Raw genomic sequence first — 22153 nt, 5'->3', positions numbered from 1 at the left:
GGTTTTACAAGCTGGATTCTGTTGATCTGAAACGTATTGGACATAATCTGTTCATGGTCAGCCACTAGGATCGGTCTGTAAGCATGATATGGCCGGAAGTCGGGGATTTTGAATGGAGATAGCGGGTCTGGCAGCAATTCTGATGGCGATTGCCGTGCTGCTTGTCGTGGTCAGCGCGGTTCAGCCGCTTGCCCGCCGTCTGGAACTGTCCGAAACCGTTCTGCTTGCCATTGTGGGCATCGTGATCGGCGGTGCGGCCGACCTTGTACTGCGCAATTCCCATCTGGAAATCTTCAATGGCGCGGCGCAGACGCTGCTGGATTTCCCGCTTAACAGCGAAGCTTTTCTGCTGATTTTCCTGCCCATACTGGTGTTTCAGGGGGCGCTGGGCATTGACGTGCGCAGGCTGGCGCATGAAACCGCGACCGTACTTCTGCTGGCCGTGGTGGCGGTGGCGGTCTCAACTGCGGCCATCGGCTTCGCGCTGTATCCCTTTGCGGGCATGCCGCTGGCGGTGTGCCTCCTGCTTGGCTCCATTGTGGCGACGACCGATCCGTCGGCCGTGGCGGGGATATTCAAGGAAATTGGTGCTGCCAGCCGCCTGACCCGGCTGGTGGAAGGCGAGGCGTTGCTGAATGACGCTGCCGCTATTTCCATTTTCACCATCCTGCTTGGCTCCATTACGTCGCACCACAAGATCATGCTGGGCGGCGCGGTGCTGGAATTCCTTGTGTCCTTCATCGGGGCGCTGATCATCGGCATCGTCTTCGGCCGGTTGACCCTTATGGTGATTCCCGCGCTGGGGGCTGCCCCCGCGGCCGAGGTCACGCTGACGGTGGCGCTGCCGTACCTGTCCTATATCGTCTGTGATGAATTCCTGGGTTTTTCCGGCGTGGTGGCCACAGCTGCGTCCGGCCTGACGATTTCAATTTACGGGCCGTCCACTTTCCGGCCCCAGACATGGCGCTTTCTGAACGAGCTGTGGCAGCAGCTTGTGTTCTGGGCCGGGTCACTGGTGTTCGTGCTGGCGTCCATGCTGGTGCCGCGCCTGCTGGTGGGCATGACCAAATGGGACTGCGTGCTGATCCTGCTGGCAGCAGGTGCCGGGCTGCTGGCGCGCGGGGCGGTGGTGTTCGGCATGCTGCCCATCCTTGCCGCCACCAAGCTGTCCCCCCCCGTGCCGACCCCGTTCAAGGTGACGATGGTATGGGGTGGCCTGCGTGGTGCCATTACGCTGGCGCTGGCGCTGGCCGTGACGGAAAATGAACATGTTTCCAGCAGCATCGCCCATTTCATCGGGATCATCGCCACGGGGTTCGTGCTGATTACCCTGTTCGTGAACGGGATGTCGCTGCGGTACCTGGTGCTGTTCCTCAAGCTCGATCAACTGCCGCTGATCGATCAGGCGCTGCGTCATCAGATCCTTGCCATCGGGCTGGGTGAGGTCCGTGACCAGACGCGGGAGGTCGCGGGAGAACTGGGTTTTTCGAACAATGTCACCAATACGGTGGTCGAGGTCATAGACCGCCGCGTCCATTCGGAAGAACAGGCCAATACCTTCGACACGGCCCTGGGCGACCGACAGCGGGTGACGCTGGCGCTGATTGTCATTGCCAACCGTGAACGCTCCATCCTGCTTGACCTGTTCCGCATACAGGGGCTGTCGCGACGTGTGATGGAAACGCTGCTGCGGTCGGCCGAGGCCATGGTCGATGGTGCCCGACTGGAAGGGCGGTTTGGCTATGTCCGTGCCCTGCGCCGTCGCCTGCGTCCTTCGCTGCGTTTTCGTGTGGCGCAGGTGATCCATCACCGATTCAATTTCGATACGCCCCTCATGTATTGCATGATGGAACGGTTCGAGATGCTGATGATCGGCTATTTCGTCTCCCTGTCGCTGACCCGTTTCATGCGCCAGCGCATGGAGCCGACGCTGGGAACGCGTATCAGTGAAATCGTAGGTGAAGTGCTGGGTCGGCAGTGCAAGCTGCTGGATGAGGCATTGCAGACCCTGCGGCTGCATTACCATGGTTATTCCGAAGCACTGGAAAACCGCATGCTGCGCCAGATCGCGCTGCGGCTGGAAGAAGAGAAATACGATACCCTGATGTCCGAATCGCTGCTGAGCGAGGAACTGCACCGTGAACTGCACCGCGATGTGGAACACCGGCGTGAACAGCTGGATTTCAGACTGAAATTCAATATCCGGGCAGGGATTGAAAGCCGCATCCATAACTTCCCCCTGTTTGAAGGGGTGGCCGATGGCGTGCTGCATGACATTGCGATGAAGATGTCCATCCACTTTTCCTCTCCCGGTGAGCGGCTGTACCGCAAGGGGCAGAAGGTGCGCACGGTCTATTTCATCAGCGCGGGTCTGGCTGAAACCCATTATCCCAAGCACGACGTACGCTTTGGCGCGGGTGCGGTGCTGGGTGGGGAAGAAGCGCTGAAGGACGAGCGTGTCACGGCCACCAGCCGTTCCCTGCAGTTCGGGCATTTCATGACGATGAGCGCACGTAACTTCCGCAGGCTGGTGGAAGAATACCCGCGTATTGGCGATAATCTGGAACGTCTGGCACAGGCCCGCAGCAAGGGTGAACTGCCCGACGCCCAGCTTCTGCCGCAGGACGGACAGGATGCGCCGGAAAGCCCGCCATCATACGACGCCATTGACCTTGCCACCGCCCCCGTCACCCGCGCCATTCCGGTGCGTCAGGATAGTCAGGCGAGCGACGCCTGACCTATGCGGCCGGGTGCGCCTTGTGCGGGTAGGAGTCGGATCAGGGCAGTGACGCGCCTTCAGGTATGGACGGTCCTGATCCCGGGGGAGCAGAGGAACAATCGTCTTTCGTCTTTTTCAGAAAAACTGGCGTTTTGAGTGAAGCTTCCTGCAGGAGGCTTCACCAAAAAACCTTCTTTTCCCAGAGATCGGAAGCTGAGGACGGTAGGCCCATACGCCTGCTCTGACCGGTTCTGTGACAGCCATCTATGGTGGGTCGCAGACCCCGTTGCCCCCTGTTGTCCGGAGCGGATGGACCGCCTGTGTTCCGAAGGGCCGGTCAGGCTCTCCGGACCTTGCGTAGCATGCTTTAGAAAGCGCGAAGCAGCCGGTCGAGATATTCCAGTTCCTCTGGTGGACGGGTGCGGTCGGCATCGCGGCGGCGCAGTTCCTGCTCAATTTCACGCGCGCGTTCGCGGCTGACATTGTCAGGCACATGGGTGTCGTTATCCATGCCTGCATGGGTGCCACCGGTCTTGCGGCCCAGTGGGTCACGATCGCCCTTGCCCTCGGCCTGCTGGTCGGTGTCGTCCTCATCATCCTGGCCGCCGGGGTGGTTGCCGCCGCTGCCATGGCTGCCCTTGCCATTTTCCTGCGACATCATGGGCAGGAATACCGTCATGCCGCCATGCGTGCTCTGGTTACGCATGGACTGACGCATCTGCTGGTCGCCCTGCTGCAGGTCCGCCAGAACCTTTTTCTCGGCCGCCGCCGCATCTGGGTCCTTGCCCGCGCCCAGTGCTGCGCGCACGGCCTTCATGTCCGTCTGCGCTTTGTCCAGCGCGGGCATGTCCTTGCCGCTGGCCTGTCTGAATTCGCGTTGCAGTTCATGCAGCGCGCGGGACAGGGCATGCTGCATGGCCCGGTCGGCATGCTGCTGCGCCGTGTGGGCTTCCGGCGTCATGCTTTCCGGTGGCGGAGCGCTGGCCTGTGGCGGCTGGGGCGTACCGCCCGATGGCGTGATGCCAAGCTGGCGCAGCAGGTCGGCAGTGGACATGGAGGACAGATCGCCGCCTTCCTCATCCATATCGGTCTGGCGGCTGGCGGCGTCACGGTCCTGCTGGCGCTGGGTCTGGTCCATGCGGGACTGGGCATGGTCCAGCAACTGGGACTGGCGGCTGATCAGGTCACGCAGTGCGCGGCGCAGTTCCTTTGCCTGCTGGCGGGCCTGCATCTGCTGTGCCAGCTGCATCATGTCCTGTGGGGTGGCGTTGCGGATGCCGTTGGCCATGTCCTCCATCTGCTGCAGCTTCTGCATTGCATCGGCATTACGGCCATTGGCGGCGTCGTCCTGCAACTGCTGCATCATCCGGGCCATGTTCTGTTCACCGCGTGATGTCATTTCCGGCATGGCGGGAATGGCTGAATGGTCACGCATGGCCTGTTGCGCCAGCGCCTGCATCTTACGCGAAATCGCGTCCTTCAGCGCCTGCATGCGGTGCTGCAGTTCCGCCTGCTGTTCCGGTCCCTGTCCCCTGGAACCCATGTCGCGCATGTGTTCAAGCTGTTCGCGTACGGCATCCTGCGCCGCCTGAACGCCAAAGTCAGCCTGTTCGTTATTGATGTCCCGGCGGTTGTGTTCAATGTCCAGCGCAAGGAACCACAGCCGTCCGGTGGCCTGCGTAATGGCGTAGTCATCGGTCACGTCATCCGCATCGCCCAGCACGGCGGCCACGCTGGTCAATGCCAGCAGCAGGCCGACATGGTGGGTCAGCATGGTGTCGGCCTGACCCAGCGCCAGCAGTTCACGCGCTGCCTGTGCCCGGTTTTCGCGGTGCAGGGCCACGCGTTTGCGGATATCCAGTATCGCCTTGGCCAGCGGATTGCTGAAGGGCCGTGCCCCCATGCGCAGCCGGACCGGGACAGAGGTCGCGGTCATGCCGCTCGTGCTGGTGGCAACCAGGCGCGCGGTCACGTCCTCGCCCGCCCACGGATTTTGCGACAGGTCGGGTGTTGCCACGTCATCCGCAACGCGTGGGTGGCCATTCAGCGGGATCGGGACCGTCAGGACATCCTGCGGGCCGTCCGGCATGACCAGTTCCGCATGCATCGCGGCAATCCCGTAAGGCTGGGCCACGTGGTAGGGCAGGCGGGTGCGCCATTCACCTTCGCGGCTGCCGGGATCCTTGCCCCATGCAATCTCCGGCGCGGGATTGGGTGTTACGGTCAGGTTCCATTGCCCCAGCGTGCGTCCACGTCCGCGCAGGCGCAGCGTGCCACTGGCCAGAAGGGAGGCCTGCGCATTCCAGCTTGCATTGCCCAGGGCGTGAAAATCATGGGGACCGATTGCAGCCTGTGGTCCGCTGGCATGCATGCGCAGGGTGGGCCGGCCATTCAGCCCGTTCAGCGTGATGGTCAGTTGCGCGCCCGCGGGAACAGTGGCGCTGGTATGTGTTGCGTCCAGAAAGACCGGTGCGCCGGGTGCGTAGTCGGGCATGGTAATCCATGCATTGATCTGGGGCGCGGGGGTGTCGGCATCATCCGTGCCGGGCAGGAAGGCTGCCGTAACGCGGCTTGCGGCATGGTCGCCGCTCCATATCATGCCGCCAGCCAGCAGTATGGCAAGGACCGGGGTGGCCGCCCACCACGTGGCGCCACGCAGGTGCGGGCGCGGCCACCCACCCCGCAGGCGGCCCAGTGCCGCCGTGGTGCGGTGCAGGTGGACCTGCCACAGATAGGTGATTTCGGGCGTGATGGCGTTGGCGGGCCGGTCATGCAGCGTGCGCAGCGGCTGGCCGGTCAGGCCGGATGCCTGCTCCACCCGGCGGTCGGTCTCGGACGCGGTGGGGGGATGGATGCCACGCCACTGCCGCCACGTGGCGTAGAGCGTTCCGGCGCCTGCCCCGGTCAGGAGGGCGGCATGCAGGCTGTCGGGCATCTGCTGGGGCAGGCGCGTAAGCCCCAGCAGCGCAACCCCCATGGCGGCATCGACCGCAGGCAGCATGAGCGGCCATAGCTGTTCCACCCACAGGGCACGGCGCGCCTGCTGGCGGGCGCGGGCCAGGCGTCGCGGCAGGCTGCCGCCGGGCTGGGTGCTGTCCTGCCCGGCTGTCATAGGCCTCCGCCAGCGGGGAGGAGGGTTTCCTCCACCCACTCGGGAATACGGTCGGCTGCCCACAGATCCTCGGGCTGCTGGCGTTCGCGGATGACGGACCAGCGGTCGCCATCGACCATGACCTGTGCCGCCAGCGGACGGGCGTTGTAGGTGGAACTCATGACCATGCCATAGGCGCCACAATCCAGCAGCGCCACGCGCGCCCCGGCATCCATGTGCGGCAGGGTGCGGTCATGGCCAAAGGTATCACCGCTTTCGCATACCGGTCCCACCACATGCACCTGTTCGGTAGGGGCCGTGGCGGTCGTGGCGGACAGGGGCACGATACCATGCCATGCATCATACAGGCTGGGACGCATGAGGTCATTCATCGCGGCATCCAGCACAAGGAATGGCGGCATGCCGTCATATCCCGTCTTGCGCAGGATCACGGTGGACAGCAGCACGCCAGCGGGACCAGCAAGCCAGCGCCCGGGTTCAATGGCAAGCCGCGTGCCCAGGTCACCCAGTTCGGCATGGATGGCAGCGGCGAGGGCTTCGGGCGCACCTTCGGTTTCATCGCGATAGGAAATGCCCAGCCCCCCGCCACAGTCCAGGGCCTCGATCGCCAGCCCCCGCGCACGGATCGCGCGGACAAGGTCAGCGAGTCTGGCATAGGCGGTGCGGTAGGGTTGCATGCGCACGATCTGGCTGCCGATATGCATTGCCAGCCCGACGGGCCGGATACCCGGTAAAGTGGCCGCGCGGGCATAAAGTTCAACCGCCCGGTCATATGGAATGCCGAATTTGTTGGTGGCGAGGCCAGTCGTGATCTTGGCATGGGTGCCGGCATCGACATCGGGATTGATGCGCAGCGCCACGCGTGCCTCAAGCCCTTCGGCTTCCGCCACGGCTGAGAGAAGTTCAAGCTCCTCGGCACTTTCCACATTGATCTGCGCGATGCCCGCCTGCAGGGCAAGGCGCATTTCCTCCAGTGTTTTGCCAACGCCTGAAAACACGATTCTGGCCGCCGGGATGCCCGCCATCATGGCGCGGCGCAGTTCACCGCCGCTGACCACGTCTGCCCCGGCCCCTTCGGCGGCCAGCACGCGCAGCACCGCCAGGTGGTCGTTGGCCTTGACGGCAAAATGAATGGAAACCGGGCGACCTGTGGCCGCAAGAGCCGCGGCAAGCCTGCGGTACCGTGCGCGCAGGGTTCCCGCACTCATGACCCATGTGGGCGTGCCAAGGGCATCGGCAATGGCGTTGAGGGGAACGTCTTCCAGCACAAGTCCATCCATGGCATGCATGGATAGCGCCGGACGGACGGCCAGCAGGGCGGCAACGGACGGGTCCTGTCCACGACAGGTAGGGGTAGCATCAGCCATGATGTCCGCACGATACCGTCTTGCCCCGTTGCTTCCAAGGTGCTTGACGCATGAAAGAACGAGAAGGAGAAGCCGGTTATGAACAATGATCCCCTGATACAGGCTGCCGTTGATATCCGGCTGCGTGCCTATGCGCCGTATTCACGCTTTCTGGTGGGGGCGGCAGTGGAAACCACGGACGGCCAGATATATTCAGGCTGCAATGTTGAAAATGCGGCCTACCCCGAAGCTACCTGCGCCGAAGCGGGGGCCATCGCGGCCATGGTGGCGCAGGGCGGGCGGCATATCCGCCGTGTCGCAATATCTGGCGGCGTGGATACCGCCTGCCCCCCATGCGGGGGATGCAGGCAGAAGATCAGGGAATTCGCAAGCCCCGATACGCCCGTCACCATGGCGTCACCCACAGGGGAGATCCTGCTGGTCCGCACGCTGGCGGAACTGCTGCCGGACAGTTTCGGGCCCGATAATCTGGCCTGAATACAGGTATCAGCGCTGCGGGTTGGGGTAGGTCATGTAATAGTTCCGCGAACCCGCAGGCTGGTGCGGCGGCCCGATACGCCCGCACGCGCCAAGCGTGGAGGCGGCGACCAGCCCGAGCAGTGTCAGCAGCATGATGCTGCGCCCGCGCGTGCGAAGGTGGATGTTCATCTGTCGTTTCCTTCCGTCCCCAGGGTATCAAGCCAGCGCGCGGCCTGCGCACGCACGTTGCCTGCCGCCGTGCCGCCATGGCTGGTGCGCGAGGCGATGGAGGAATCGACATCCAGCACGGTGAAGATGTCGGCGGTGATGCCCGGCTCTTCCGCCTGCATTTCCTCCAGCGTCAGGTCAGACAGCCCCACGCCCTTCGCTTCTGCCTTGCCAACCAGGCGGCCGGTCACATGGTGGGCCGTGCGGAAGGGCACCTTCAGCACCCGCACCAGCCAGTCGGCCAGGTCGGTTGCGGTGGAAAAGCCCGATCCGGCATAGGCGCGCATCTGATCGGCATTGACGCTGAGGTCGCGGATCATGCCATCCATTGCCGCAAGGCTGAGGGCGGCGGCATCGGTCGCGGCGAAAACGGGTTCCTTGTCTTCCTGCATGTCCTTGGCATAGGCCAGTGGCAGGCCCTTCATCACGGTCAGCAGGCCAACCAGCGCGCCGGTAATCCGCCCGCCCTTGGCGCGGACCAGTTCTGCCGCGTCGGGGTTGCGCTTCTGCGGCATGATGGACGATCCGGTCGTGAACGCATCGGACAGGCGGATGAAGGAGAAGGGGGCTGAACACCAGACCACGATTTCTTCCGCCAGCCGCGACAGGTGCACGGCCATGATGGATAGCGCGGACAGGTATTCCAGCGCGAAATCACGATCCGACACCGCATCGAGCGAATTGGCCGTGGGGCGGTCAAAGCCCAGCGCCCGTGCCGTCATGACCCGGTCGATGGGGAAGGACGTGCCCGCAAGGGCCGCCGATCCCAGCGGGGATTCATTCAGCCTGCGCCGTGCATCCGCCAGCCTGCCGCGGTCACGCGCCAGCATTTCCACATAGGCCATCAGGTGGTGGCCAAAGGTCACGGGCTGCGCGGTCTGCAGGTGGGTGAAACCGGGCATGGGGGTTGCGGCATGTTCCGCCGCCCGCCGCGCCAGCGCACGCATGAGGGACGCGGCCTGCTGGTCCAGCCCGTCGATTGCGTCACGCACCCACAGGCGGAAATCGGTCGCGACCTGATCGTTGCGCGAACGCGCGGTGTGCAGGCGCTTTCCCGCCTCGCCAATCCGGTCGGACAGGCGGGCTTCGATATTCATGTGAATATCTTCCAGCGCCGTGCTGAATTCAAAGGTGCCCGCCGCGATTTCACGCCCGATCTGGTCCAGCCCCTCGGTAATGGCGCGGGCATCCGCATCGGAAATGATGCCGGTTTTCGCCAGCATGGCGGCATGGGCCTTTGACCCGGCGATATCCTGCCGCCACAGGGCCTTGTCAAAACCGATCGAGGCATTGATGTCCTGCATGATCGCCGCCGGCCCCCCGGCAAAGCGGCCGCCCCATTGTGCGTTCGCCTTCTGCGCGTCGTGATCGGTCGGCGTTTTTGCGTTCCCCGGCATCCTGTGTTCCAGCTACCCCAAGTGTGAAAAGGATCGTGTCTCGTGCATTGTGGCATAATGCCATCACATGCGGCGCACCCTACCCATCTGGCGCGGCAGATACAATCGTTCGCGTGGCGGGCTGCCCGTCCCGTGTGGTGGATGGGCGGCAGGGGTCTTTCACTCCCGCGGCGGGACCTGTAACATCAGGACGAACCCGCCCATGGCACAGGATGTCCCGCACAATGCAGCATACAGCCCTTGCGCAGGAGCCGTTACGGTTGCTGACGCAGGATGATCCGGCTCCCGTCATCCAGTATGGCACTTCCGCGCTTGATGGCGCCATGCCGCCGCCCGGCCTGCCGTTCGTACTGGTCAGTGATCATGCGGGGCGTGGCATTCCGTCTGCGCTGGGGGACATGGGGGTCAGCGCGGCTGATCACGCACGCCATATCGCCTGTGACCTGGGCATGGCCGAAACCGGGCGGCTGCTGGCGCGGGAACTGGACTGCGTGCTGATCGAACAGGCCTATTCACGCCTTGTAATCGACTGCAACCGCGCCCCGGGGCACCCGACGTCCATCGTGCGCGAAAGTGACGGGACGCGGGTTCCGGCCAACATCGACATCACGGCGGCGGAAGAAGGCAGCCGGGTGGAGGAAATCTTCCTGCCATACCACGACCGGATCAGCCGCGAGATCTCGACACGGCTGGAGGCCGGGCAGCCTGTGGTGCTGGTGTCCCTGCACAGCTTTACCGACCGCATGAATGGCATGGCGCGGCCATGGCATACGGGTGTGCTGCATAATCGCAATCCGGCCTTCGGCCTGCGGGTGCGTGACCTGCTGGCGGCGGAAGAAGGGCTGGTGGTCGGCAGCAATGAACCCTATGCCCTGACGGATGTCAGTGATTATACCGTGCCGGTCCATGCCGAAGGGCGCGGGGTACCCTATCTGGAAATCGAGATACGCCAGGACCTGATCGCCACTGCACAGGGGCAGGCGGAATGGGCGCAGCGCCTAGCACGTATCCTGCCGCAGGCATGGGAAGATTTCAGGCACTAGCCACCCCTATCAGCATATCCGGCATTTGATGGATTGGAAAACAATGGAACGCAGGCCACGCATTGACGGGCATACCCTGCTGGCCGGGGTGATCGGCTGGCCGGTGGCGCATTCGCGCTCGCCGCTCATGCATAATTTCTGGCTGGAACAGCGCGGGATCAACGGGGCATACGTTCCATTGCCCGTGGTGCCGGGTGCGTTCGATGTCGCGGTGCGGGGGCTGCAGGCGGCGGGCTTCCGTGGCGTGAACGTGACCATTCCGCACAAGGAATCGGCCTATCGGATCGTGGACCGTCTGGACCGTTCGGCCCAGCGTTCGGGATCGGTCAACACGCTGGTTTTCGCGCCCGATGGCAGGATCGAGGGATATTCCACCGATGGCGACGGGTTCGTGGCCAATGTGGAGGCGCATGGAATCCCGGTCAGAGGGGGGCGTGCCCTGCTGCTGGGGGCTGGCGGGGCCGCGCGTGCCATCGCCGCAAGCCTGCTGGACCGGGACGTGGACGTTGTCGTGGCCAACCGCACCCGCGCACGGGCGGACGCCCTGGCCGCGCAGCTTGCAGGCATTACCGTCATTGACTGGGCCGGGGCGGACGAGTTGCTGCCATCCTGCCGGTTTGTGGTCAACACCACGTCCATCGGCATGGAGGGAGGGGCGGACGCCACGCTTCCGCTGGACCTGTCGCGGGCGGATACCGGGCTGGTTGTCTGTGATATCGTTTATGTGCCGCGTCAGACCGCGCTGCTCAGGCAGGCGGCAGAACGTGGGCTGCGTACTGTCGATGGCCTGGGCATGCTGATCCATCAGGCCGGACTCGGGTTTGAAAAATGGTTTGGGGCGACACCGGATATCGGGCCGGAGGTTGAAGCCCTGCTGGATGCCGACCTGCATCGCGCGCACGCGGGCTGAACGGGGCTATCATGCGCGTACTGGGGCTGACGGGCGGGATCGGCATGGGCAAGTCCACGACGGCCGCCCTGCTGAAACGGGCGGGCATGCGGGTGTTCGATGCCGATGCTGCTGTTGCTGCCCTGCAGGCCCCGCATGGGGCGGCCCTGCCTGCCATCGGGCGGCTGGTGCCCGGTTCGGTGCATGACGGCGTGCTGGACCGCGCGGTGCTGCGGCAGGCGGCGTTGTCCGACCCTGTGGTCATGCGTGGTCTGGAGGGGATTATCCACCCGCTGGTGCGTCGGGCGCGTCAGCGGTTTCTGGCGCGCGCCCGGCGCGATGGCTGCCGGTGGGTCGTGCTGGATGTCCCGCTTCTGTTTGAAACCGGAACCGACCGGATATGTGACCGCGTGGTGGTGGTCAGCGCGCCAGCGTCCATACAGCGTCAGCGCGTGCTGCGGCGGGGGCGGATGACGCCGGCGCAGATCGATGCGGTCATTGCCCGCCAGATGCCCGATGCCGAGCGCCGACGGCGGGCCGACGTGATTATTGAAACCGGCCTGTCGCGCCACGAAACGGTGCGGCAGGTCAGGCGTTTGCTGTATGCACTGCGTGAAGGACGTCCCGCCGCATGGGCGGCAGCCGGGGGAAAACCTGCATGAAACGTACCATTCTGTTTGATACGGAAACCACAGGCCTTGATCCGCTCAAAGGGGACCGGGTGATTGAAATCGCGGCCCTGGAACTGGTGGGTGACCTGCCCACGGGGCGCAGTTTCCATGTCCTGATCGACCCGGAACGCGACGTGCCGGAAGAAGCGTCGCGTGTGCATGGCTTCACGCGGGCAGATCTGGAAGGAAAGCCGAAATTCGCGGAAATTGCCCCGGATTTTCTGGAATTTGTCGGTAATGACCCCCTGATTGCGCATAATGCCCGCTTCGATTTTGGCTTCATGAACGCGGAACTGTCGCGCGCGCGCCTGCCGGAACTTGATATGGGGCGGATGGTCGATACGCTGGATATGGCGCGGGAGCGTTTCCCGGGTATGCCCAACAGCCTTGATGCCCTGTGCCGCCGTTTTTCCATCGACCTGTCGGAACGTACCACCCATAACGCGCTGCTCGACTGCAAACTGCTGGCGGCGGTCTATCTGGAACTGACCGGAGGCAGGCAGCGCGGCTTCAGCCTGGCGGTGGATGATAATGGCGGGGGGATCGCCACCTATACCTATGCCCGGCCTGCCGGCCATGTGCCGGTGCGCGTCAGGCCTGATCCGGCAGAACTTGAAGCCCATCAGGCGTTTGTCGGACACCTGTCGGACCCGCTGTGGATCGCCTGAATGGGCGGTATGTAACAAAGGGAGTGGTCCCACCGGGACGTTTGGTCTAACCTGCCACGTATTATTCATACCTGACGTATTGAAACAGGAAGAGAGCATTGGCCACGGACGAGATTGTCGATCCCACGATTGCCCCTTCCGACCAGTTCAGACGCTTCCTGTTTCATATCGGCATTCCGGTGGCCGGTGTGGTTTCGGTCATTGCCGTCATTGCTGGTGTGGGGTGGCATTCCTACCGGACTGTTCGCACTGGCGCATTGACCCTGACGCATGACCTGCTGGTTAGCCAGCAGGATTACGTCGCAAAGGAAGTCAGTTCCTTTCTTATGCCTGCCTCTGCCGGGGCGATCGTGGCGCGCGACATGCTTGAACATGGCGCGCCGGAGGTGGAGCAGAAGATCTTCACCGGCTACAGCAGCACCATGATGCGGAATGTTCCGCAGATCCAGTCCTTCTACATTGCCGACAGCGACGGCAATTTCAGCACGCTGGAACATGGGGAAAAGCAGGGCGAGACCGCGCTGACCACCCTGCATGGCGTCGGCACGCCCCAGGCCATTTTCACCCATGAACTGCGTGACGACAACGGCAAGCTGCTGAAACAGTGGCAGACGCCTGCAGGGACGTACGATCCCCGCGGGCATGGCTGGTTTGCCGATACGGTCAAGGCAGGGCAGGAATTCTGGACCCGTCCCTATATGGTGGAGGTGACCAAGCAGGTCACCATCACGGCTGCGGTTCCGTACAAGGGCAGTAATGACAAGACGTATGTCTATGCCATCAACATGTCCCTTAATCATCTCAACAGTTTTCTCAATTCACTGAAAATTGGTGAAAGCGGTACCGCGATCCTGCTTGATCAGGACGGGCATGTCGTCGCTGGCCACGGCATGCAGGAAACGCAGACCAAGGCGCATGGCGATCCGTCCAAGATGACGCTGGATCCGGAAAAATTTCCGGTCATGACCAAGGCGTTCGATGAATATCGCGTCCATGGCTATGGGGCCCGCACGGTCAGGGTAAAGGGTCGGCAGTATGTCACCATTACCGCCAACCTGCCGGTTGGCAAGGATAGCTGGGTTCTGCTGCTGGTAGCACCCGAGGACGATTTTTCGCGCTTCGCCATGGCGGACGGGCGGCAGAACCTGCTGTTCTTTGTCCTGGTGGTGATCATGGCGCTGGGTTTCGGGCTGCTTCTGTTCCTGCAGGCGCGGCGCAGTGACCGTCTGCGCAACAGGATCCGCCAGAGCGAGGCCGTCGCCAACTACGAAAGCCACGCCCTGCAGTCGGTCGCGGCCTATCCCGACCTGTTCAATCCGGAGGACAATGCCCTTGTCCTGACCGAGACGCTGGCCGATCAGTCCCATGCCCGCCGCGCCGCCATATGGCGTATCCTGCACGATGGGCATACGCTCATGTGCATCGATTCCTATGACAGGCAGCAGGACGTGCATTCCGGTGGCTTCGAAATGGCGACCACGGATCTGAAAAAGTTCTTTGATGCCGTTTCCCATGGTGATGCGCTGGTCGCGACCAATGCATCGACCGATGACCGAACGACAGCCTTCTACCGCGTTTACATGCGGGCCTTTGGCAGCAGTTCGCTGTTCTGCAGCCCGATCCAGGGCAGTAGCGGTCCCGTAGGCGTCATTACGCTGGAAGATGCCCCCCGTGCGGAAATGGTCTCCCACTTCGTAGACATGATCGCAGGTGTCGCGGCGGCCCGTTTCTCCGCACAGCATTATACGGCGGTCGCCGCCGCGCGTGAGGAACTGGAATCGGAACCCGCCGCAGGCGAGGAGGAGCCCCAGGACCCCAGTCAGGGCTTCCTGCTGTCGCCCGGTGCGCTGTCCATTAACGGGCAGGCCGGCAGTGTGGACCTGACCAAGCTGGACGGGTTCTATCCTGCCGTCACCATCATGGTCATCAGCCTGTCCGACATGATCATGACGGCCCAGAATGATCCGGCTGCCAATATCAAGCTGATCGATACGATGGCCGGCACGCTGCAGGATATCGCCCACCAGTGCGGGCTGTATTCCATCCGCATGCTGGGGCACCGGGTTGTCTGTGTCGCGGGCTGTTCGCGTACGCCGGACAAGGGGGCGGTGTTCCGTATGGCGAATGCCGCGCTCATGATGCGTGAAAACGTGCTGGCCATGCTGTCGCAGGCCGACCTTGACCCGGTCTTCCGCATCGGCATCGACGTGGGACCGGTATTCGGCGGCATGCTGGGCAAGAACCCGCAGGCGTTCAACCTGTGGGGCGATGCGATGGGCATGGCCGAGATGATGGCGCAGGGCGCGCCGGATGTCGGCACGATCCAGGTGTCTGAAAATGTCTATCAGCGCCTGCGTCAGTATTTCCTGTTCCGTGAACGTGGCCGGTTCTTCATTCCCGGCATGGGGCTGACACGGACCTATGTGCTGGCCGGACGGCGATGACCGATACGTCACCCCCAGCCCCTGACCACACGGCACCGCAGACGAACCCGTTTTCCGGTCCGCAGCCGGACGATGCCGGTCGCTTTGTCCATCTGTTGCGCCGTTTCGCGCCTTGGCTTGCCGCCATCGGGCGCCTGACGCGCCACCAGATCCGGTTCACCCTGCTGGTGATCGGGGCGGGATGGGGCACGATCCGCGAAAGCCTGCGGCCCAATTCATGGCGCAGGCCGGTTATCTATGAATTCCGCGCATCACTGAGGCAGGTTGTCAGTGGCGGGTTCCTGAGCATCGTGGTCACCGCGACGCTGACGGGCCTCATGGTGGTGTCGCAGGCCGCGTACTGGCTGGGGTTCGCGGGCATGGCGCAGATGACGGGGTCCATCCTCGTATCCGTGCTGGTGCGTGAAATCTCGCCCATCCTTGTCGGTATCATCCTGATGGGGCGCAGCGGCATGCTGTCCCTGACGGAAATCGGCATGATGGTGCTGGGCGGGGAGGTGCGTGCCCTGCAGGCGCGTGGTATCGACCCGTTCCTGGCGCTGGTCATGCCGCGTACGTTCGCCTTCACGCTTGGTGGCTTCACGCTGGGCATGATCTTTGCGGTCGTGTCGCTGCTGATGGGGTTTGTCATCGCGCATTCCACGGGGGCGATCACGACATCGGTCTGGACGTTCTTTTTCAATGTCCTCGCGGCGATGACCACGTGGGATTACCTGATCATTCCGCTTAAATTCGTGCTGGTTGGCTTCTTCGTCGGGCTGGGGGCCTGCATTTCGGGGCTGACCGTCAGCAGTAATGATACGATGGCCACCATCATGCCACGCGGGTTCGCGCGCGGGATCATGCTGGTGCTGGTGGTCAACGTCCTCTTCATGCTGGATTTCTGACCATGACAGCCAACGCTCCCCTGCTGGAACTGCGTGATGCCGTCCCGTCATTCGAGGAAAGCGGGCTGATGCCCGCGCCCTATAACCTGCGTATCATGCCCGGTGAGTGCGCGGTGATCGACTGCCGTGATTTCGAACGCGCCGCCATGTTCGCGGACCTGTGTTCGGGCATGATTTCGCTGACGCAGGGCAGCATCAAGTTCATGGGACTGGACTGGAGCACACTGCGCGACCGGCAGCTGAACGCGCTGCGTGGGCGTATCGGCCGCATTTCGCGCAGCAGCAGCTGGCTCAACCTGTTTGGCACGCATCTCAATATCATGCTGCCGCACCTGTATCATACAACGGACCCGTTTGATCATGTGGTCCTGTCCGCCACGGAACTGGGGCACCGGTTTGGTTTTCCCGGGCTGCCCACATCGACGCCCGACCGGCTGTCGGGGGCGGACCTGGCGCGGGCGGCATGTGTGCGGGCCTTTGTGGGGCGGCCGGACCTGCTGGTGCTGGAGGATATTTCCGACACGCTGCCAGAGGAGAACATCCTGCCGTTTCTTGAAATGATGACCGCGGCGCGGGATCGCGGCTGTGGCGTGTTATGGTTCGTGCGGTCAGCAGCAGCGTGGCATGAATATCGCAAGGCGGTGAATATCCACATGCGCCTTCTTGATGAAGGTCTTTTTCCCATGCGGGTGGTGTAATGGTCCAGAAACAACAGTCAGACGGAATCCGGCAGCTTGTGCGTGTCCGTTACGCCGATGAATGGGTGGGGATACTTGTCCTTGTGTCCCTTGTCATCCTGCTTGGGGCGGTGATCGAAGCTGGCGTGCTGCGTGACTGGCTGACCCCTGCGGGCAAGCTGCGGATTGTCCTGCCTGAAAACGGGGTCAGTGGCCTGTCGGTCGGTGATGATCTTCAGGTGATGGGCATTCATGCGGGCACGGTGCGGCGCGTGCGGATCAACCCGGCGGGCGGCATGTACGCCATTGCTGAAATCGATCCCGATATCGAACCCTATATTCGCCGTGACAGCACGGCCATCATCCGCAAGCAGTTCGTCGTGGCCGGGGCCAGCTACATCGATATTTCACGCGGGACAGGGGACAAGCTGGACTGGAGCTATGCGGTGCTGAGCGCCACCAACGCCCCGAACCCGGCTGATACCATTACCCAGACCTTCAGTGACATCCGCGATCGTGTCATCCCGGTTCTGGATAACGCGCAGCACATGATGGCAACGCTGGACGCAACCATTACGGACATGCATGCGGGCAAGGGATCCATCGGGCGGCTCATGACCAATGATGACCTGATCCGCCAGGCGGAACAGATGATCACCAGCCTGAACGCGACGGTCAGCCAGTTGACGCCGATTGAAAAACAGCTTGCCGGCGTGATGGACAAGGCCAGCGCCAGCATGACCAACGTGCAGAAAGCGACAGGTGATCTGAGCAACGCCTCCCCGGCCATTACCCAGAACCTGAAGGATGCCAGCCAGCAGCTGCCAGTGCTGCTGGTGCAGGCACAGACGACTGCCAGCAGCCTGCAGAAGCTGGTCGATCAGATGCGTGGCCTGTGGATACTGGGCGGCAACGGCAACAAGACGGCGAAGCATGCCCATGCCCGTCTTCCGGCGCAGAAGGTGCAGCCATGAAAATGAAGAAGGAATACGCGACCCTCGGCCTTGCCCTGGTGCTGGCAGGATGCGGCGGGGGGCAGGCTGTCACCCAGCCGGGCGATACCACCCTGTCGCAGGATATGGATACTGCGAAGGATGCCGTGGGACTTGAGCGCCTTGCCGTGGCGGAACAGCAGTACCGCGCAGCTGGCCAACGCGCCGTTGCACGCGATGATGTCACGGCCATAGGCGATGCTGGCTACAACCTTGCGACGGTGCAACTGGATGAAGGCAAGCCACAGGATGCGCTGTCCACGGTAACCGCGACACGTTCGGCCCTGGCGATGCGTGGCCAGACGGGCGATGATTCCGGTCTGGATCTGGTGCAGGCAGGCGCGCTGCACCGGCTGGGGCGGGAGACCGAAGCTGCTGCAGCGGCATCACGCGCCGCAGGTGCGCAGGACACCGATATCGTCGAGAAAGCCCAGCTGATCCGGGGGCTGATTGCCGATGACAGCGGGGATCAGGCCACGCTGGCTTCTGTTGATGCCTATTTCGCCAACCTCACCGGAAAGCTCCCGGATAGCTGGACGGCGGATGCGAAGGAAATCGCTGCCCGTAACCTGCTGGTCACCGGTGGCAGCACGCAGACCGCAATGCAGGATGCAATGCAGGCGGCGACCATTCGCCAGACACAGGTGGATTACCGTGATATGGCCCGCGCCCTTGGCGTTGCCGGTCGTGCCGCGGCCAAGGCAGGAAATGCACAGGCCGCTGCCCAGCTTTATGCCCGTGCCAGCCAGAGCGCGCTGCAGGCGGGTGACAAGACGACAGCCGCCCAATGGGCAAAACTGGCGGGTACCACCTCTGCTGTTGATCCCTTTGCGCTACCCGCGACAGCAACGACGAAGAAAAAATAAGGGTCAGGCCACAGCCGTGGGCTGATCCGTTCATGGGCGGGCGTCAGGGCTGGGAAACAGTGGGCTGTTGGACCGCGCATCTGCCTGAAACACTTTTCCGTATGAGTCCGCACGCAGGTTTCAGGGCTGCGTCTTGACCCGTTCCGTATCCCGATCAATGTTGGGATATGGAACAGGAGCAGATGAAGGGCGTGCGGTTGCCGGTACTGGAAACACCACGTCTGTATTTACGGCCGCTGGGAATGGAAGATGTCCCTGCGCTGCAGCAGACCTTTCCCCGGTGGGAAATTGTAAAGTATCTGTCCCGTCGCGTTCCCTGGCCTTATGGGCCGGATGCAGCGTTAACTTATATACGGGATATTTCGCTGCCCGCCATGGCGTGTGGCGAACTGTGGGAATGGTCAATCCGTCCGCGCGTGGCTCCTGAAACGCTGATTGGCGTGATTACCCTGATGAAAAGTGAAAAAAACCCGCAGGGGGATAACCGGGGGTTCTGGCTTGCACCGGAATGGCAGGGACAGGGCCTGATGACCGAAGCAGTCGAGGCCGTAACCGATTACTGGTTCACCGTGCTGGCGCAGCCAGTCCTGCGTACTGCCAAGGCTGGGGAAAACCGGGCATCGAGCGCAATCTCACGCAAGACGGGCATGCGGCTGGTCGAGCGGTTTCACCGTGATTTCCTGTGTGGCGACCAATTGCCAGCCGAACGATGGGAAATAACCCGTGAGGAGTGGCTGACCCGAAAAAAACGCCTGAAGACAGTCTGACTATGGATCTAATGAACGTTTCTGGTGAAGCTTTTTTCAAAAAGATTCGGGAAATGGCGCCTTTTTGAAAAAGCGCTCCAGACTTTTATTATTTTTTATCAATTCCTTATTCGGAACGGTTACTTGGGTTCCCTCCGCATGGGAACCTGGCTTTGCCGGAACCATACACTGAACGCCTGATCGGTGGTCGCCAGATACGACCACCATCGCGTTTTCATTCTGCTGGCTGCAGGCGGGTATGGCGTGCCAGCAGTTTTGTGCTGGCACCGTTCAGGCCGATCAGCTGCACGTCCTTGCCCTGTGCCTCCATCTTGCCGATCAGTTCCTCCAGCATGCCGGCAGCCGTCATGTCCCATATATGGGCATGCGTCAGGTCGATCGTGATGTGACGGGCCGTATCATGCAGGTCGAACGCATCGGCAAACCCGTCGGATGATGCAAAGAAGACCTGTCCGTTCACGATATAGGTGCGTCGCGTGCCGTCATCGGACAGCGTGCTGCTGACCGACAGCATGCTGGATACCTGAAAGGCAAAGAACAGCCCGTTCAGCAGCACACCCACGGCCACCCCGGCGGCAAGGTCATGCGTACCAACGACGACAGCCACCGTTGCCAGCATGATGACGCTGGTGGTGCGTGGATGATGGACAAGGTCGCGCAGGGAGGACCAGGAAAACGTACTGGCCGAAACCATGATCATGATGGCCACAAGGGCGGCCACCGGCACCTGCGCAACCCACGGACGCAGCGCCACCATAAGCAGCAGCAGGAAAGCGCCCGCGACAAAGGTGGACAGCCGCCCCCGTCCGCCATAACGCAGGTTGCCCACTGTCTGTCCGATCATGCCACAGCCCGCAATCCCGCCAAACAGGCCGACCGCGATATTGGCAACCCCCAGCCCCATGCATTCCTGCCGCTTGCTGCTGTGGGTTTCCGTCAGGTCATCCACCACGCGCGCCGTCATCATGGATTCCAGCATGCCCACGCTGGCCATGGCCAGTGCATAGGGGGCGATGATGTTCAGGGTATCCAGTGAGAACGGTACATCTGGCCAGACCAGATGCGGCAGACTGTCAGGCAGGCGGCCAAGATCCGCCACCGTGTGCAGCGGCATGGGGCACAGCACGGATATGACCGTCAGGATCACGATGCAGATCAGTGGCGACGGGATGGCCGAAAAAAGACGGGGCAGGGTATAGATGATCGCCAGCCCCAGCGCGATCATGGCGTAGGTATGCCACGTCACATGCAGCATGTGCGGAACCTGTGCTGAAAAGATCAGGATCGCCAGCGCATTGACAAACCCGGTCCGGACCGGACGGGAAACATAGCGCATCAGCACATGCAGGCGCAGGAGGCCGAAGATGACCTGTAGCAGTCCACACAGAAGGGTTGCCGCCAGCAGGTACTGAACACCGTGGCCACGCACCAGGGCTGCCGCCACCAGCGCCACGGACCCGGCCGCGCCCGAAATCATGCCCGGCCTGCCGCCGGTAAAGGCAATGACCACGCTTATGACAAAGGATGCATAAAGCCCGACCGCGGGATCGACCCCGGCGACAAAGGAAAATGCAATGACTTCGGGGATCAGCGCAAACGTGCCGACCATGCCGGCCAGGGTATCACGCGTGATGTTGCCGAACCATTCCTGACGGTAGCGGGCGAGTGCAGACATGAAGGAAACCGGGCCTTTCAGGGCGAGGGGGTCATCAGGTATCGGACAAGGTCATGTCCGGCCGCCGCCACCAGCATTGCGGGGCGGGACGGGGGCAGGGCAGGACCGCCAGCGGGTCGCCACTGTAACGGACCGTGTTGGTGGGTGTTTCCTCGATTTCGATGCTGGCGCAGGTCAGCGCCCCGCCATCGGCTGCAAGGAAGGCATTGAGCTTGGCCATGAGCAGACAGGCCAGAAGCTCCGTCGTGGGGTCGCCCGGCGTGACCAGTATCCGCTGCGCGCGCTGGGGCTCGTTATGGGTAAACCACGCAAGCAGGGGATCATCTTCGGCCAGTTGCAGGGCATGATCGACATGATCGTCGATAAAACCGTGCCAGACACCCTTCGCGCGCTGGAAGGGCATGACCATGTTGGCGTGGCCATCCAGCGCTGCGGGGGCAGTGGCGCGCAGGTGTGCGCGGATATATTCATTATGGCCGTGGGGCAGGGCGCAGCGTTCGCTTTCACCGGCCAGCAGCCGGTGCGCCATGGAAAAGCGCCGGGTAAAAACCAGTTCAAACATGCTGGCGCGCCGCCATGAACTGCTCCCACCCTGCCTTGCGCAACTGGCAGGCGGGGCAGGTGCCGCAGCCGTGTCCCCATGCATGCAGCGTGCCGCGCGTGCCAAGGTAGCAGCTGTGGCTTTCACGGTTGATCAGGCGGACAAGCGCGTTACCGCCCAGCTGGCGGGCCAGTTCCCATGTCTGCGCCTTGTCGATCCACATAAGCGGCGTGTGCAGAACGTAATGGCTGTCCATGCCCAGGTTGAGCGTGACCTGCAGGGATTTGATCGTATCGTCGCGGCAGTCCGGATAGCCGGAATAATCCGTTTCGCACACGCCGGTCACGATATGGCGGATATGGCGGCGCGCGGCCAGGGCTGCCGCAAATGTCAGGAAAATCAGGTTCCGACCGGGCACGAATGTATTGGGCAGGCCGTTTTCATTCATCGTGATTTCGGCTTCGCGCGTCAGCGCCGTGTCCGAGACGGTGCCAAGGGCGGCAAGGTCGAGCGTATGGTCCGCGCCCAGGCGCTGCGCCCACTGGGCATTTTCCGTAGCCATTCCGTCCCGCAGCGCATCACGGCATTCCAGTTCGACCGCGTGGCGTTGCCCGTAATCGAACCCCAGTGTTTCCACCCGGCCAAAACGCGACAGCGCCCATGCCAGACAGGTGGCTGAATCCTGTCCACCGGAAAACAGCACCAGCGCCGCTTCGTTTTCAGGATGGGATGGGGGAGGGGGAACGCTCAT

At 62.7% G+C, this 22153-nt stretch carries 19 protein-coding genes; 12 read left to right on the top strand and 7 right to left on the bottom strand.

Going from position 1 to position 22153, the window contains the following annotated elements; all coding sequences use genetic code 11:
* Positions 1-112 precede the first annotated feature (112 nt).
* Entirely contained in the window at positions 113-2737 is a 2625-nt protein-coding gene (locus HNO79_RS09270) for a cation:proton antiporter (protein ID WP_048855298.1), read from the top strand.
* Between the two features lie 349 nt (positions 2738-3086).
* Here HNO79_RS09270 and HNO79_RS09265 read toward each other — a convergent pair whose 3' ends face one another.
* Together HNO79_RS09265 and lysA are read right to left on the bottom strand one after the other, a co-directional pair.
* A complete protein-coding gene (locus HNO79_RS09265; RefSeq protein WP_214165201.1) occupies positions 3087-5831 on the bottom strand; it encodes a DUF4175 domain-containing protein in 2745 nt (914 codons plus the stop codon).
* The gene (gene lysA / locus HNO79_RS09260; protein ID WP_010514560.1) at positions 5828-7198 is read right to left on the bottom strand and encodes a diaminopimelate decarboxylase; all 1371 of its coding nucleotides are present in this window, start codon (positions 7196-7198) and stop codon (positions 5828-5830) included. The genes HNO79_RS09265 and lysA overlap by 4 nt, the downstream gene beginning before the upstream one ends.
* Positions 7199-7276: 78 nt before the next feature.
* Between lysA and HNO79_RS09255 the strand changes: the two genes are divergently transcribed.
* Entirely contained in the window at positions 7277-7675 is a 399-nt protein-coding gene (locus tag HNO79_RS09255; RefSeq protein WP_039735169.1) for a cytidine deaminase, read from the top strand.
* 9 nt (positions 7676-7684) lie between these two features.
* On the opposite strand, the gene HNO79_RS09250 is transcribed toward HNO79_RS09255, so the two are convergent.
* Positions 7685-7846 (bottom strand): hypothetical protein, encoded by a 162-nt coding sequence (locus HNO79_RS09250; protein ID WP_010514558.1) that lies wholly within the window; start codon positions 7844-7846, stop codon positions 7685-7687.
* Positions 7843-9282, bottom strand: a complete 1440-nt coding sequence (gene argH, locus HNO79_RS09245; protein ID WP_214165200.1) for an argininosuccinate lyase — start codon at positions 9280-9282, stop codon at positions 7843-7845. The genes HNO79_RS09250 and argH overlap by 4 nt, the downstream gene beginning before the upstream one ends.
* 224 nt (positions 9283-9506) lie before the next feature.
* On the opposite strand from argH, the gene HNO79_RS09240 reads away from it, so the two are divergent.
* The 10 genes from HNO79_RS09240 (at position 9507) to HNO79_RS09195 (ending at position 19186) form a co-directional block, all read left to right on the top strand.
* Positions 9507-10325, top strand: a complete 819-nt coding sequence (locus HNO79_RS09240; protein WP_029329492.1) for an N-formylglutamate amidohydrolase — start codon at positions 9507-9509, stop codon at positions 10323-10325.
* Positions 10326-10368: 43 nt separating this feature from the next.
* A complete protein-coding gene (locus tag HNO79_RS09235) occupies positions 10369-11235 on the top strand; it encodes a shikimate dehydrogenase (RefSeq protein ID WP_214165199.1) in 867 nt (288 codons plus the stop codon).
* Positions 11236-11246: 11 nt separating this feature from the next.
* Complete coding sequence (gene coaE / locus HNO79_RS09230) at positions 11247-11876, top strand: dephospho-CoA kinase (RefSeq protein ID WP_214165198.1); 630 nt, start codon at positions 11247-11249, stop codon at positions 11874-11876.
* A complete protein-coding gene (gene dnaQ, locus HNO79_RS09225; protein ID WP_029329491.1) occupies positions 11873-12553 on the top strand; it encodes a DNA polymerase III subunit epsilon in 681 nt (226 codons plus the stop codon). Before coaE ends, dnaQ begins: the two co-directional genes overlap by 4 nt.
* A gap of 98 nt (positions 12554-12651) precedes the next feature.
* Positions 12652-14997 (top strand): adenylate/guanylate cyclase domain-containing protein, encoded by a 2346-nt coding sequence (locus tag HNO79_RS09220; protein WP_048855305.1) that lies wholly within the window; start codon positions 12652-12654, stop codon positions 14995-14997.
* Complete coding sequence (locus HNO79_RS09215; RefSeq protein ID WP_048855306.1) at positions 14994-15884, top strand: MlaE family ABC transporter permease; 891 nt, start codon at positions 14994-14996, stop codon at positions 15882-15884. Before HNO79_RS09220 ends, HNO79_RS09215 begins: the two co-directional genes overlap by 4 nt.
* A gap of 2 nt (positions 15885-15886) precedes the next feature.
* Positions 15887-16582 carry a P-loop NTPase family protein gene (locus HNO79_RS09210; RefSeq protein WP_010514547.1) on the top strand — a complete coding sequence of 232 codons (696 nt, stop codon included), beginning with the start codon at positions 15887-15889 and terminating at the stop codon, positions 16580-16582.
* Complete coding sequence (locus HNO79_RS09205) at positions 16582-17535, top strand: MlaD family protein (protein ID WP_010514546.1); 954 nt, start codon at positions 16582-16584, stop codon at positions 17533-17535. Before HNO79_RS09210 ends, HNO79_RS09205 begins: the two co-directional genes overlap by 1 nt.
* Positions 17532-18419: a hypothetical protein gene (locus HNO79_RS09200; RefSeq protein WP_010514545.1), complete on the top strand. Its 888-nt coding sequence runs from the start codon at positions 17532-17534 to the stop codon at positions 18417-18419. The genes HNO79_RS09205 and HNO79_RS09200 overlap by 4 nt, the downstream gene beginning before the upstream one ends.
* A gap of 182 nt (positions 18420-18601) precedes the next feature.
* Positions 18602-19186 (top strand): GNAT family N-acetyltransferase, encoded by a 585-nt coding sequence (locus tag HNO79_RS09195; protein WP_234448142.1) that lies wholly within the window; start codon positions 18602-18604, stop codon positions 19184-19186.
* Between the two features lie 214 nt (positions 19187-19400).
* Here the strand turns inward: HNO79_RS09195 and HNO79_RS09190 are convergent, their stop codons facing one another.
* The 3 genes from HNO79_RS09190 to queC are packed head-to-tail and all read right to left on the bottom strand — an operon-like array spanning position 19401 to position 22153.
* Entirely contained in the window at positions 19401-20861 is a 1461-nt protein-coding gene (locus tag HNO79_RS09190) for a SulP family inorganic anion transporter (protein ID WP_214165197.1), read from the bottom strand.
* Between the two features lie 34 nt (positions 20862-20895).
* On the bottom strand, positions 20896-21423 hold the full coding sequence (locus HNO79_RS09185) for a 6-pyruvoyl trahydropterin synthase family protein (RefSeq protein ID WP_048855309.1): 528 nt from the start codon (positions 21421-21423) through the stop codon (positions 20896-20898).
* On the bottom strand, positions 21416-22153 hold the full coding sequence (queC, locus tag HNO79_RS09180; RefSeq protein ID WP_214165196.1) for a 7-cyano-7-deazaguanine synthase QueC: 738 nt from the start codon (positions 22151-22153) through the stop codon (positions 21416-21418). The genes HNO79_RS09185 and queC overlap by 8 nt, the downstream gene beginning before the upstream one ends.

It is taken from the genome of Komagataeibacter oboediens (genome assembly GCF_018491655.1).
Classification (GTDB): domain Bacteria; phylum Pseudomonadota; class Alphaproteobacteria; order Acetobacterales; family Acetobacteraceae; genus Komagataeibacter; species Komagataeibacter oboediens.
The sequence above is the reverse complement of the archived record's forward strand: the minus strand, read 5'-3'. Positions and strand labels throughout refer to the sequence as shown.